Source organism: Leeuwenhoekiella sp. A2 (assembly GCF_047946655.1).
Lineage (GTDB): Bacteria > Bacteroidota > Bacteroidia > Flavobacteriales > Flavobacteriaceae > Leeuwenhoekiella.
The window spans coordinates 272,592-286,436 of the sequence record NZ_CP172311.1; the positions used below are offsets into that span (position 1 = coordinate 272,592).

Sequence of the window (13,845 nt, forward strand, 5' to 3'; positions counted from 1 at the left end):
TTCATTTTTAATAACAATGGTTTTAAACCAAAAAAGAGCCCAATAAAGGCTCTTTTTTTTAAATCTAATATGGCAATGTCGTTACGCTATTATCTGTGCAGCGTGGTCTTTTGTCTTCACTTTGTCTATTACTTTCTCAACCTTGCCGGTCTCATCTATAATAAAGGTAGTGCGGTGAATACCGTCGTACTCTTTACCCATAAATTTTTTGGGCCCCCAAACGCCAAAGGTGTCTATTACCGTTTTATCTTCATCTGCCAGTAATGGAAAAGGAAACTCATATTTCTCTCTAAAACTATTTTGCCTTTTTCGGGAATCTGCGCTCACGCCTAATAATTCATAACCCGCGTCCTGCAATTCTTTATAGTTATCGCGTAAGTTACATGCCTCTGCTGTGCAACCGGGTGTAGACGCCTTAGGATAGAAAAAAACCACCAGCTTCTTGCTTTTATAATCACTTAATGATATGTTATTTCCATCCTGATCTACAGCTGTAAAATCAGGAACCTGATCACCTTCTTTTAATGTATTCATTATATGTATTTTTGTTGTCCTTAAAAGTAAAGAAAATGACCAAGGCCGAGAAGGTTACATTTGTTATTGATACGTTAAAGCGCTTATATCCTCAAATACCTATTCCTTTAGATCATAAAGATCCTTACACGTTGCTTATCGCAGTTTTAATGAGTGCTCAAAGTACAGACGTAAAAGTAAACCAGATTACGCCTCTGCTGTTTGAGGTTGCAGATAATCCTTATGATATGGTAAAATTGTCTGTAGACGAAATAAGAAATATTATAAAACCTGTGGGTCTTTCGCCTATGAAGGCCAAAGGAATTCACGGTCTTTCTCAAATTATTATAGAAAAGTATAATGGGCAGATACCACAAACTATAGAGCAGCTGGAAGAACTACCGGCTGTGGGTCATAAAACGGCAAGTGTTGTGGTTTCTCAGGCTTTTAATATTCCGGCATTTCCTGTAGATACCCATATTCAAAGATTAATGTACAGATGGGGACTAAGCAATGGTAAGAATGTTGTGCAGACAGAAAAAGATGCAAAACGCTTATTTCCAGAATTTATATGGAACGAACTGCATTTGCAAATAATCTGGTACGGCAGGCAATACAGCCCGGCACGCGGGTGGAATCTAAACAAAGATATTATCACAGCCACAATAGGCCGTAAAAGTGTACTGAAAGAATATTATAAAAAAAGTCCGCTAAAATAAATTAGCGGACTTTTCAATAATTAATTGAGAAGGGCTTCAAACTTCCCATACTTATAATCCATAACACTTAAAGCCTTTGAATAATTCAGTAGAAAATCTATTGTTTCTTTTTTAGGTTTCATTTCATCACATTTCTGTGATTGTTTTTCAGAGTAAATGTGTGCCATTTATTACGTTTTTAAAGATAATATACTTCTAAACGCACCTTATGGCATTTTAGTTTACATTAATTTGTTAAAATTATGTTGTGCTTGTCAATTACCTTTCGCAAATTGATTAAGGCATATCTCATTCGGCCTAAAGCCGTATTAATACTTACCCCTGTATTATCTGCAATTTCTTTAAAACTCATCTCTTTATAGATGCGCATTACAAGAACTTCTTTTTGATCTTCTGGTAATTCTTCTATAAGTCTGCGCACATCACATTCTACCTGATCTCTTATGATTTGCTTTTCAGCATTAAGACCAGAATCACTTAAAACTGAAAAAATGCTAAACTCACCAGAGTTATCAAACTTAGGCATGCGATTGTTACGTCTAAAATGGTCAATTACCAGGTTATGAGCAATACGCATTACCCAAGGCAAAAATTTACCTTCTTCATTATAACCACCTCGTTTTAAAGTACGGATGACTTTAATAAAGGTATCCTGAAAAATATCTTCTGTGATATCTTTATCGTAAACTTTTGAGTAAATAAAACTGTAAATACGTTGCTGGTGCCTCGATATCAATTCTGAGAGAGCCTGCTCCTCACCCTGTATGTAGTTACTGACTAGGGTCGCATCAGGTATTAACACATCTTTCATAGTATCACTTTTGTAGGTTTTATGGCTATTGAGCCATGTTTTTTAAATCTAAAAGAGTAATACTATGCTATAGGCGTTGTGATTATGTTAACAATGGGGTAAATATAACAACTTTCATTCCAAATAAAAAAATGGTGTAAACAATTTTAACATTAACAGGACGTTAGGCAAATTCTAAGTTGCGTATCATTCATATAAATTATCTTTGCAGCAGTTTTAATATCTGCTATGAATATAGACGTATCTACCGCAAGTCCCAAAGAGAATATTATTATAAAAGGGGCAAAACTTCATAACCTTAAAAATATAAATACGCTTATACCTCGTAATAAGCTAGTAGTCATTACAGGTCTTTCAGGATCTGGTAAATCAAGTCTTGCATTTGATACTTTATATGCAGAAGGACAACGCCGTTATGTAGAAAGCTTATCTTCTTATGCCAGACAATTTTTAGGCAGATTAAACAAACCTAAAGTTGATTATATAAAAGGTATTGCACCGGCAATTGCCATAGAGCAAAAAGTAAACTCGACTAACCCGCGTTCTACCGTTGGTACATCTACAGAAATATATGATTATTTAAAGTTGCTTTTCGCCAGAATTGGCAAAACATATTCTCCGGTTTCTGGTAACGAAGTAAAAAAAGATACGGTCACAGATGTTGTTAACTACGTAAAATCGTTTGAAGACCGTGAAAAACTGCTCCTTTTGGCACCAATATCGGTTGAAAAAGGCCGAAAAATAGAAGAGAAAATAAACATTCTTTTGCAGCAGGGTTACGCCCGTATCAAGGTCAATAATGATGTGTTACGCATAGATGAAGCAACAAATCTTAAAGACAGTGACACGCTTTACCTGGTTGTAGATCGTATTGTAAAAAGCGATGATGAAGATTTTTATAATAGGCTGGCAGATGCTGTGCAAACCGCTTTCTTTGAAGGTAAAGGCGAAGCCATTATTGAAAAAATGGAAACCGGCGAGCAACGTGTCTTTAGCAATAGTTTTGAGCTTGACGGAATAACTTTTATGGAGCCAAATGTGCACCTTTTCAGTTTTAACAATCCATATGGTGCCTGCCCTACTTGTGAAGGTTATGGCGATGTGATTGGGATTGATGAAGATCTCGTCATTCAGAACACGGCGCTTTCAGTTTACGACAATGCTGTTTTCCCATGGCGTGGCGAGAGCATGAGCTATTATCGGGATCAACTGGTGAACAACGCGTATAAATTTGATTTTCCTATTCACAAACCTTATTTCGAACTTACAGATAAGCAAAAGGAGGTTTTATGGGGTGGAAACCAGTTTTTTGAAGGTATAAACCAGTTTTTTGAGTTCCTTGAATCTAAGTCTTATAAAATTCAGAACCGGGTTATGCTTTCGCGTTACCGCGGAAAAACAAAATGTAAAACCTGTAACGGCAAACGCCTGCGCCAGGAAGCTAATTATGTAAAAGTAGGCGACACTACAATTACAGATCTGGTTACGCTTCCGCTGAATAAAGTAGCAGATTTCTTCTCAAATCTTCAACTCTCAGATTATGACCAGCAGGTTGCAAAACGTTTGCTCATGGAAATTACCAGCAGACTTGAGTTTCTCTCTAAAGTGGGTCTTGATTACCTTACTTTAAACCGAAAATCAAATACACTTTCCGGTGGTGAATCTCAGCGTATAAATCTTGCAACTTCGTTGGGAAGCAGCCTTGTGGGTTCTATGTATATTCTTGATGAGCCTAGCATTGGCCTGCATCCCAAAGACACTGCAAAACTCATTGATGTGCTTCTTGATCTGCGCGATCTGGGTAACACCGTTATTGTTGTAGAACACGACGAAGACATCATGAAAGCCGCAGACGAGATCATAGATATTGGTCCTGAAGCGGGAACTCTGGGTGGCGAAGTAGTAGCTGTAGGAAACTATGAACAGATTTTAAAAAGTGACAGCCTTACGGCGAAATATCTTAATGGCACAGAACAAATCAAAGTACCTGAAAAGCGTCGTGACTATAAATATTATGTAGACATCCTTGGCGCTCGTGAGAATAATCTTAAGAATATTGACGTGCGTTTTCCTTTGGGAATGTTCGTCGCAGTAACCGGAGTTTCAGGAAGTGGTAAAAGTACGCTGGTTAAGAAATTGCTTTATCCCGCCATGCTCAAAGAAACCGGAGGTTATGGGGAGAAAATCGGCCAATTTACAGGTATTGAAGGGAAATATGACCCGATAAAAAGTGTAGAATTTGTGAACCAAAATCCTATTGGTCGCTCTTCCCGTTCTAATCCTGTGACTTATATAAAAGCTTATGATGATATCAGATCGCTTTTCGCAGATCAAAAACTGAGTAAAATTCGCAATTTCAAGACCAAACATTTCTCATTCAACGTAGATGGCGGCCGCTGTGAAACTTGCAAAGGTGAAGGCGAAGTTACCATAGAAATGCAATTCATGGCAGATGTTCATCTGGAGTGTGAGACCTGTAACGGTAAGCGTTTTAAAAAGGAAGTGCTTGAAGTTACTTTTGAAGAAAAGAACATTGATGACGTCTTAAATATGACAATTGATGATGCAATCGCTTTCTTCCATAAACACAAACAAGACAAGATCACGCGTAAATTAAAACCGCTACAAGACGTTGGTCTGGGCTATGTAACTTTAGGACAAAGCTCCTCTACCCTATCTGGCGGCGAGGCGCAGCGTATTAAGTTGGCCTCCTTTCTTGTGAAAGGTACGACAAAAGATAAGGCGCTTTTTATTTTTGACGAACCTACAACAGGACTTCATTTTCACGATATTAAAAAACTACTGGCTTCTTTTGAAGCTTTAATTGAGAAAGGTCATTCTATAATTGTTGTAGAGCATAATCTGGATCTTATAAAATGCGCAGATCATATTATTGATCTTGGTCTTAATGGTGGTGAGACAGGCGGTAATTTAATCGCCGCAGGAACTCCTGAAGAAGTAGCTAAAAACGAAAAATCGTACACCGGAAACTATCTAAAAGAGAAATTTTAGAGCAATTTCGTTCTGAAAATGAAAAAATATTTAGTCTATTTTTCGACCAAAATAACCGATTTTTAGTCTTAAAAACCAGATTTTTAAATTGTAAAATCCAGATTCATCTTAAACTGATAAATCTGGATTTTTATTTTTTGGCACACGCTTTGGAATCTCATTAATACAAACCAGGATAATTTTTTTCAAAAATGGTTATCCGTAAAATTTGTAGTTATGAAAACAAAAGTACTTTATTTAGCAGCCTTGTTTCTTATAGGAGCAGCTGCGCAGGCAAAAACCACTCCTACAGTTCAAAAATCGGTTAATATTGAGGTAAAATCGCATTCTCCTTTTGCTCCAGTAGCGGTTATCGAAAACGGAATCGAATTTCTTATTTACCCTAACGGAACAGTAGATTTTAATATGCCGCGCTCTTCTGTAAATATAGGGCGCAGATCTGTAAAAGAGATACACAGCAATAAATCTGTAGTCATCAATAAAAGAGAAATTTACAGACCGGGTTATGTAAGATATGACCGTGCAGGACGTCTAATACAAGTAGGAAATGTTCCTTTATTTTACAAACAAAACGGAAAGATCGCTCGGGTAGGTAATTCTAATATAAAATACAAAAAAGGCAGAATTGTTCGCATTGGTAATATCAAGATGAACAATAAAATATACAAAGGTGATCACAACGGTCATCATGTAAATATGAAGAAGAAAAGTAAATCATACGTAGAGTACGGTGAGAGAAAACGTAAAAGAGATTAAATCCTGTTGATGGATTAAATTGTTTGATTAGTTTGATTTTTTAGTTGGTTAGTTAGTTGAAAATCCCTTACAGCATGTTCTGTAAGGGATTTTTTAATGCACAATTGTTAGGTAATATCTCATTGCATATTTTGTAATTTTGACCCTATGCAGATACAAGACACAATCACAGCATTAGCAACTCCAGGCGGCGCAGGTGCTATTGCGGTAATACGAGTTTCAGGCCCAGAATCTATCGCGATAGTAGATTCTGTTTTCAAAGCTAAAAGCAATAAGAAACTCATCGGGCAGCCCAGCCACACCTTGCATTTGGGCAATATTGTAGATGGTGCGCGCATTATTGATGAATCTCTTATATCAATTTTTAAAGGAACACGCTCTTACACCGGCGAGCCCACGGTAGAAATCTCATGCCACGGCAGTCATTATATACAGCAGGAAATTTTACAATTGCTTTTGCGAAAAGGATGCCGTGCGGCGAAAGCTGGCGAATTTACCTTACGTGCATTCATCAATGGCAAAATGGACCTCAGCCAGGCGGAAGCTGTTGCAGATCTTATCGCGAGTGATAACGAAGCTTCACACCAACTCGCCATGCAGCAAATGCGAGGAGGTTTTAGCAATGAAATAGCCGTTTTAAGGCAGGAATTACTCGATTTTGCTTCCCTTATAGAACTCGAGCTAGATTTTGCCGAAGAAGATGTAGAGTTCGCTAATCGCGATCAGTTTCAGGAATTGATCACAAAAATCACAAAAGTACTTAAACGTCTCATCGATTCTTTCGCCACCGGCAATGTGCTCAAAAACGGTATTCCTGTTGCCATTGTTGGCGAGCCAAACGTAGGTAAATCTACCTTGCTTAATGCTTTGCTTAACGAAGAACGCGCAATTGTGAGTGATATCGCAGGAACAACACGAGATACGATTGAAGACGAGATATCTATTGATGGTATTGGTTTTCGGTTTATAGACACAGCCGGTATACGCGAAACCGTTGATGTAATTGAAGGATTGGGAATAAAAAAAACTTTCGAAAAAATAAGTCAGGCGCAGGTGGTAGTCTATCTGTTAAATGCCGCCCCCTCATTCTCCGGCAGATCCATAAAAGGGAATGCACTACAAGAATTTCAATTAGAAATTGAAAAGATCAAAAACAGATTTCCGGCAAAACCTTTGCTTATTGTAGCCAATAAAGTTGACCAACTAAGCCCAGAGCAACGTGATCAGTTACAAGAAGATCTGGAAGCCATTTCGAGCAGTAACGAGAAATCACACACATTGCTAATTTCAGCCAAATCAAAAATCGGGGTGGAAGAATTGCAAAATGCTTTGCTCGATTTTGTAAATACTGGCGCGCTACACAATAACGAAACAATCGTAACAAATTCGCGTCATTATGATGCTTTACTCAAAGCGCTACAGGAAATAGAAAAAGTACAAGAAGGAATCAACATCGGCCTTTCTTCAGATTTAATGGCAATCGACATAAGAGAAGCACTATACTTCTTTGGAGAGATCACAGGGCAAGTCACCAATGATGAATTGCTGGGGAATATCTTTGCAAATTTTTGTATTGGAAAATAAACAGAAGATTTTATTTGATTTCAATTAATATCATTTAATATCAAACTTCTTTATTCAAAGGGCTTTTCAGCCCTTTTTTTATTTTTCAATTTTTCTTTAATAAGACTATTATTACTCCTTTTATGTATCTTATATGTACCCCGATGTTAAAATTAAAACTTTGAGGTGCATAATATGTATCTCGAAGAATGATTTTTTTATCTTTATGAAAATTAGTTGGTTATGAAAATAAAACTTCGAAAGAAAAAATTAGCTTCGGGAAAGTATAGCCTCTACCTTGATTATTATAAAGGCAGTGCGTTAGATGAGAATGGAAAGCAAATTCATAATAGAGAGTTCGAATATCTTAAGGAGTATTTGCATATTAATCCAAAAAATGCTTCAGAAAAAAAAGAAAATGAAGAAACTCTATTAAGGGCAGAGCAAATACTATCTATTCGTCGTGCCGAATATGCTCAGGGAAAATATGGAATCAAAGACAGATCCAAGGGTAAACTATTATTTCTCACCTATTATGATAAGGTGAAAGAAGAGCGCTACGAGAGTAAAGGTAATTATGACAATTGGGATGCAGCTCAAAATCACCTTGAGAACTACTGTAAAAACAAGAATGTTACATTTGAGGATTTAGATGAAGAATTTGTACTAGGCTTTAAGAAATACCTAAACAAAAAAGCTAAGACTAAATCGAATACCCTATTATCCCAAAATTCTAAATACTCCTATTACAATAAATTCAAGGCTGCTTTACGCCAAGCCTTTGACGATGGCTATACCAGTCGTAATTACGCCACTACTGTAAAAGGTTTTGCTATGGGCGAGACCACTCGTGAATATCTCACGTATGAAGAATTGCAAAACTTAGTAAAAGCTTACTGCAAACATCAAATACTGAAAAATGCTTTTATATTTAGTTGTCTTACCGGATTGCGCTGGAGTGATATAAATAAACTTACCTGGGATGAAGTACGGGATGAAGAAGACGGCTCCAGACTGGTATTCAAGCAGAAAAAAACTGCCGCGCAAGAATACCAATACTTATCGGAACAGGCACGGAATATTCTAGGTAGCCGAAAGCTTGGAAGCACACGCGTATTTCAAGGTTTGAAATATGGCGCTCACTTTAACGCAGAAATACTCCGTTGGTGCATGCGTGCCGGAATCACCAAACACATTACTTTTCATAGTGCCAGACATACCCATGCTGTACTTTTACTGGAGCACGGAGCAGATATTTATACCGTTTCTAAAATTCTTGGACACAAAGAAATTCGCACCACTCAGATCTATGCTAAAATTGTAGACAACAAGAAAAAAGAAGCGGCCTATTTGATCCCAAAATTGGAAATCTAAAACTTTACCTGTTAATAACTTACGGTAAAGTCGCTCTCACGCGTTTATTTTAGCAGTATTTGTTATGCTCATGAACATGTAAAAATTCTATTTGTAATCATTTGATATGATCTGAAATCAAATGGTATAGAGGCTTGTTTTCTAATTATTTGTGAATAAATACTGCTTTAAAAACAACACTTTAATTAATCATAGCTCTACTTTTAATTTTAGAATTCTAACAAACACAAACAAAGCGCTTTGTTCTCTATTCACTTTAAAATCGAATACGATGAACACTATTGATTTAGACGAAAGGCTGGAGCGAATCGAATCGCTTTTACTAGCTCAGAAAAAAGTACTCACCCTTGATGAAGCCTGTGACTATACAGGTATTTCGCGGAGCTATTTATATAAACTAACTTCAACAGGAAATATCCCACATAGCAAGCCAGGAGGAAAACTTATTTACTTCGATATAGACCTGCTCAATAAATGGCTCCTGAAGAATCAGCGCAAATCTCCTTCGCAGATAAAACAAGAAGCACTAAACTATACCCTAAAGAAACGCTAGGGTCCTTTAAACCCTGATTTTATCCGAATCAGGGTTTCTCTTCACTATTAATACTATCATTTATGAAAGCTATACCCTATAAAAAGGTCGGCACCACCTATTATAAGTTGGTCGCCGCTCCTACTATTGCCGGACATTTTAATGAGTTTCTTGTTCATTGGAATATTGAGACCATCAAACAAGATCACGGAAAAGCCTATCTGAACAAAATACCTAAGTATGATGGGTTTACCTGTATTCCGAATCACATCAATTTTAAACAGGAGTACAAAGGATTTTATAACATCTATTCCCCACTTAGTAAGCTACCCCATGAGGGGGCTTTTGATACTACTACTAAATTTTTAAATCACATATTTGGTAATCAACTACAACTGGGATTGGATTATTTACAGCTTCTTTATACAAAACCAGTTCAGGTTCTCCCTATTCTCTGCCTGGTTTCCAAAGAACGTTCTACCGGTAAAAGCACCTTTCTAAAATGGCTTAAAAGTATATTTGAGAATAACCTCACTTATCTGACCAACGACAGTTTCAGTAGTCAGTTTAATTCCGATTGGGCAAATAAACTGCTCATCTGTATTGATGAAGTACTCTTCAATAAAGAAGAGCTCACCGAACGTATCAAATACCTGAGTACCACAAATATCAATAAGCTGGAAGCTAAAGGAAAAGATAAGCGCGAAGTAGAATTCTTTGGCAAATTTATTCTCTGCAGTAACAATGAAGATAACTTTATAAAGATAGATGCTAATGAAACCCGCTTTTGGGTGTTGAAAGTACCATCAATCAAAAAGGAGCATACCAACTTTTTAGAGCAGCTTATTGCTGAAATCCCGGCTTTCTTATTCTTCCTGTCACACCGAAAGCTAAGTACCACTCACAAAACACGTATGTGGTTTACCCCTGGGCAGATAAAAACTGCTGCGCTTTCCAGACTCGTAAAAAACAATAGAAACCGGGTAGAAAAAGAATTGGCCAGTATCCTTATGGGTGTCTTTGAAAAGTTTGATTTAGAGAAAGTAGATTTTTGTCCGTTAGATGCTTTAAATGCACTGAATAAAACTCGAATCAAAACAGATCTTACACAACTGCGTAAATTATTGAAGGTAGAATGGAAATTGACCAATCAACCCAACTCCAATCAATATCGAAAGTTCGTAATCTGGGCTGATGGTTCTATCAATTTGATAGAGGCTAAAGGCCGCTTCTTTACCGTGAAAAAGGAATTTCTGGACCAAAATTTTGATGAGACGATGACAGATGATGACAATCCCACTGTTTACAAGGGTTGAAGCTGTCATCATTTTATCATCAAACTGTCATCAAAAAAATAAATGATGACAAAAACGAAGCTTAAAAAAGCAAAAATGATGAAACGATGAATTTTTGATGACAGGTTAAGACTACTGTTTATAAGGCTTAACAGGATTTGTCATCAAATCATCATTTTTTTTCTAAAAATAGAACGCAGATGAAAAAAAAAGAAATATCGTGTGAAAGAGCCCGAAAAATCCCCATCGTAGAGGCGCTGGGATTTTTAGGACACTATCCCTCTCGCAATACGGAAAAGGAAGCTTGGTTTCTGAGTCCCCTGCGGTCAGAAACCCAAGCATCCTTTAAAGTATCTAAAAAATTAAACTGCTGGTACGATCACGGATTGGGTAAAGGCGGCAACTGTATCGATCTGGTTTGTGCCCTTTCAAAAGTATCCGTGCGTGATGCATTAGTAATCTTAGCTCAAATCAAAACAGGGAATGACAACCTTTCAATGCAGCAGGAAACTAATTTCAAGGAATCTGGAATTGAAATCAAATACATTAAGCGCATTCAGCATCCAGCTTTATTACAGTATTTGAAGAAACGGAAAATCAGTCTGATTGCAGGGAAGAAATTTTGTAAAGAGGTTCATTATACGATTAATGATAGATATGGTTTCGCCATTGGGCTTAAAAACTATTCTGGAGGATGGGAACTCCGAAATAAATATTTTAAATCGTCCAGCTCTCCAAAAGATCTGACCTGGATCAAAAATGAGTCTCAGAATTTAATGGTTCTGGAAGGTATGTTTGATCTGTTATCGCTGATTACAATCTATCCAAATATAAAACGCGAAGCTGATTTTCTGATTTTAAACTCCATTGCTTTTGCAGATAAAGCACTCCCCTATTATGATCATTATGAAATTGTTGAACTGTATTTGGATAATGATGAAGCTGGAAGAGATACCACAGCTTTCTTCTTGAATTCAACTTCAACTTGTATCGATAAATCGGAGTTCTATAGAGCTGAAAAAGACTTAAATGCCTGGCTAATGAAAACGAATTAAAACTGCTTTCTGGAAAGCAGGGCAAGATGTGTGGCTGTGGCCACAATCTTGCTTTGCTCCCGATGGTTGCAAAGAAAAAATACAAACGATGAAACGAGCACTTATCAAATTCAGATGCAGCGTTTATGAGAAAAAATTGCTGCAGATCAAAGCTAAAGCTGCGGGTTCTTCCTTAAGTGCATTTTGCAGAAATAGCTTAATGGAACAACAAATCACCGAGCGTATGAATGAAGAGCATATGGATACCTATAAAATGCTAGTGAAGTATCACAACAATTTTAAACGGATTGGGAATATGTATAAAAAAGGAAACCCAAAGCTCAGTCAGGAAGTTATTCAGGTCGCTGAAGAAATCAAGAAACATTTAAAAACTATACTCAAATGATTGGCAAAGGAAGTTCCATATCTAGTACCCTTGGCGCTTTAAGATATGGCAATAATCAGGAGAAAGAGGCTGAGCAGGTTTATAGTGATCTAATCGTTGGAGAAACTGCAGAAAAAATCGCTCAGGAATTTAAAGCCGTACAAGAGCTCAATCAAAACTGTGAGCGCAACACCTTGAGCTTTATTTTAAGCCCAACGGTTCGTGATGGAGAAAATCTTAGCAACTGGGAACTTGGAGAACTTACCAAAACCTTTATACAACAAATGAAATTACAGGAGCGCCAGGCAGTGGCTTATGTGCATAGGGATAAAGAGCACACCCACGTGCATCTCTATGTCAATCGTATCGATCTAAATGGTAGGGCATATAACGACAGCTTTATTGGAAAGCAAAGTCAATTAGCAGCGGAGCGCACTGCCAGAGAACTGGGGATTCAAACGGTTAAAGACGTGCAGTATGAAAAGAGTCTGGAGCTGGGTAGGGTTCGAACTGAAATACAAAAAGCACATCATAATGCCATTAGTCAGGATAGAACAATAGATCTGCAGACCTATATCAACAGGATGTGGGAACAGCAGATTAATGTAATTCCGGTAATCAATAAATCCAAACAGCTTCAGGGTTTTCGCTTTGAGTACCAAGGACAAAGTATAAAGGGTAGTGACGTTCACCGTTCGATGTCTGCAAGTAATTTGCTGAAATCAATCAACCGTGCAAAAAGTGTCGCTATATCCGGAAGAAGCGTGCCTATTGCTCCAAGCCTGGCCAAAGCAGTGGCTAAGAAGATCCTAAAAATTGTAATCGATAAAGGTATTGGAATATGACCAAACTGGAACTAATATCAGAACTGCTCGTTGAGGAGCTACACTCCTTTAAGGAAGAAGTAAACCGCTTAGAGATGATTGAAAAAAGCCTTAAAAGCACAGCTATTAAAGCTGACAGTACTCAGATTGAAAAGTTAATCGAAGAGCATCTTAGAAAACTACACATTGATCAAACAGCTCAACATGAAAATCGAAAAGAACTATTGAACAGGATTAAGCACTCTCGAACGATTCCGAATTGGCTGATAGTATTAGTCCTACTTCTTTTTCTTTCACAAGTATTTGCTATTGTTTACCTGCTGCTACGCTAATAGGTGATAAAGGAATTGATTTTTTCTTTCAAAAAAACCTGTCTGTTTTGAAGGCCTTTTTGAAAGAAAAAATAATGGGAAGGGGGCTTAGGTAAAATGATAATTTGGTTTTCCATAAATAGAACATTCAGGGCCATTCAACTGTTTGTTCTAAAGTCTTTATTTTTCACGGAAAAACACGCGCATACCAATAAAATCGATAATTTTATCACGAAAAAGTGATGTGTAATTGTATAAATGAACTCACATCGTTGCATATGCCTGTGACATTTTGTGAGTATCTGAGACCTCACCTCACTTCTGTAAATGCACCCTCTGCAATTAATGGGTATTTAGAAAATCATCAATAGACAAAAAATGCAGTACCTCTTTGTTAGCATAGAACAAATACGCTGAGCTAATTATTATGTTTTATAAAAAAAACGTAGAAGTGGATTAACTTAACTTCTTCAAATCTGACGGTTTGTAAATCTTAGGTTAAGCTTCTTACTAAAACCATTTACTATTTAAATTTTAGTTAAAACTAACTTAATCCAATTGGATGATATAAGCCGTTCTTTTGTCTTGAAAAAGATATCTAACTCCTTAAAGACAATTTTATAAGACACATTTTATGAATTAGCCCAAAAATTTAAAGCCCGTTTCTGATGCAACAGAAACGGGTCATTAAAATTAAAACTACAGTACAAATCCAT

At 37.0% G+C, this 13,845-nt stretch carries 14 protein-coding genes; 11 read left to right on the forward strand and 3 right to left on the reverse strand.

The features are described 5' to 3' along the window. Window positions 1-81: 81 nt before the first annotated feature. Window positions 82-534 (reverse strand): thioredoxin-dependent thiol peroxidase, encoded by a 453-nt coding sequence (gene bcp, locus ACH3PA_RS01265; protein ID WP_416441311.1) that lies wholly within the window; start codon window positions 532-534, stop codon window positions 82-84. Window positions 535-569: 35 nt separating this feature from the next. Here bcp and ACH3PA_RS01270 point away from each other — a divergent pair, with 35 nt between their 5' ends. Then, window positions 570-1,232, forward strand: a complete 663-nt coding sequence (locus tag ACH3PA_RS01270) for an endonuclease III domain-containing protein (RefSeq protein ID WP_416441309.1) — start codon at window positions 570-572, stop codon at window positions 1,230-1,232. 20 nt (window positions 1,233-1,252) lie between these two features. On the opposite strand, the gene ACH3PA_RS01275 is transcribed toward ACH3PA_RS01270, so the two are convergent. After that, window positions 1,253-1,399, reverse strand: coding sequence for a hypothetical protein (locus ACH3PA_RS01275; protein ID WP_416441307.1), 147 nt, complete (start codon window positions 1,397-1,399; stop codon window positions 1,253-1,255). A 59-nt stretch (window positions 1,400-1,458) separates the two neighbouring features. Continuing rightward, window positions 1,459-2,043: an RNA polymerase sigma factor gene (locus tag ACH3PA_RS01280; protein WP_416441305.1), complete on the reverse strand. Its 585-nt coding sequence runs from the start codon at window positions 2,041-2,043 to the stop codon at window positions 1,459-1,461. Window positions 2,044-2,271: 228 nt separating this feature from the next. Here ACH3PA_RS01280 and uvrA point away from each other — a divergent pair, with 228 nt between their 5' ends. The 10 genes from uvrA to ACH3PA_RS01330 all read left to right on the forward strand — a co-directional run bounded on the left by uvrA (window position 2,272) and on the right by ACH3PA_RS01330 (window position 13,150). Further along, window positions 2,272-5,055 carry an excinuclease ABC subunit UvrA gene (uvrA, locus tag ACH3PA_RS01285; RefSeq protein WP_416441303.1) on the forward strand — a complete coding sequence of 928 codons (2,784 nt, stop codon included), beginning with the start codon at window positions 2,272-2,274 and terminating at the stop codon, window positions 5,053-5,055. A 216-nt stretch (window positions 5,056-5,271) separates the two neighbouring features. Beyond that, window positions 5,272-5,811 (forward strand): hypothetical protein, encoded by a 540-nt coding sequence (locus tag ACH3PA_RS01290; protein WP_416441301.1) that lies wholly within the window; start codon window positions 5,272-5,274, stop codon window positions 5,809-5,811. A 147-nt stretch (window positions 5,812-5,958) separates the two neighbouring features. Then, entirely contained in the window at window positions 5,959-7,395 is a 1,437-nt protein-coding gene (gene mnmE / locus ACH3PA_RS01295) for a tRNA uridine-5-carboxymethylaminomethyl(34) synthesis GTPase MnmE (protein ID WP_416441299.1), read from the forward strand. Between the two features lie 222 nt (window positions 7,396-7,617). Continuing rightward, on the forward strand, window positions 7,618-8,748 hold the full coding sequence (locus ACH3PA_RS01300; protein WP_416441297.1) for a site-specific integrase: 1,131 nt from the start codon (window positions 7,618-7,620) through the stop codon (window positions 8,746-8,748). A 271-nt stretch (window positions 8,749-9,019) separates the two neighbouring features. Continuing rightward, a complete protein-coding gene (locus ACH3PA_RS01305) occupies window positions 9,020-9,301 on the forward strand; it encodes a helix-turn-helix transcriptional regulator (protein ID WP_416441295.1) in 282 nt (93 codons plus the stop codon). A gap of 62 nt (window positions 9,302-9,363) precedes the next feature. Further along, window positions 9,364-10,596 carry a primase-helicase family protein gene (locus ACH3PA_RS01310; RefSeq protein WP_416441293.1) on the forward strand — a complete coding sequence of 411 codons (1,233 nt, stop codon included), beginning with the start codon at window positions 9,364-9,366 and terminating at the stop codon, window positions 10,594-10,596. A 179-nt stretch (window positions 10,597-10,775) separates the two neighbouring features. Beyond that, window positions 10,776-11,630, forward strand: a complete 855-nt coding sequence (locus ACH3PA_RS01315; RefSeq protein WP_416441291.1) for a toprim domain-containing protein — start codon at window positions 10,776-10,778, stop codon at window positions 11,628-11,630. Between the two features lie 88 nt (window positions 11,631-11,718). Continuing rightward, window positions 11,719-12,015 carry a mobilization protein MbpA gene (gene mbpA, locus ACH3PA_RS01320; RefSeq protein WP_416441289.1) on the forward strand — a complete coding sequence of 99 codons (297 nt, stop codon included), beginning with the start codon at window positions 11,719-11,721 and terminating at the stop codon, window positions 12,013-12,015. Then, window positions 12,012-12,839, forward strand: a complete 828-nt coding sequence (locus tag ACH3PA_RS01325; protein ID WP_416441287.1) for a relaxase/mobilization nuclease domain-containing protein — start codon at window positions 12,012-12,014, stop codon at window positions 12,837-12,839. Before mbpA ends, ACH3PA_RS01325 begins: the two co-directional genes overlap by 4 nt. Then, the gene (locus tag ACH3PA_RS01330; protein ID WP_416441285.1) at window positions 12,836-13,150 is read left to right on the forward strand and encodes a DUF6730 family protein; all 315 of its coding nucleotides are present in this window, start codon (window positions 12,836-12,838) and stop codon (window positions 13,148-13,150) included. Before ACH3PA_RS01325 ends, ACH3PA_RS01330 begins: the two co-directional genes overlap by 4 nt. Window positions 13,151-13,845: the final 695 nt, after the last annotated feature.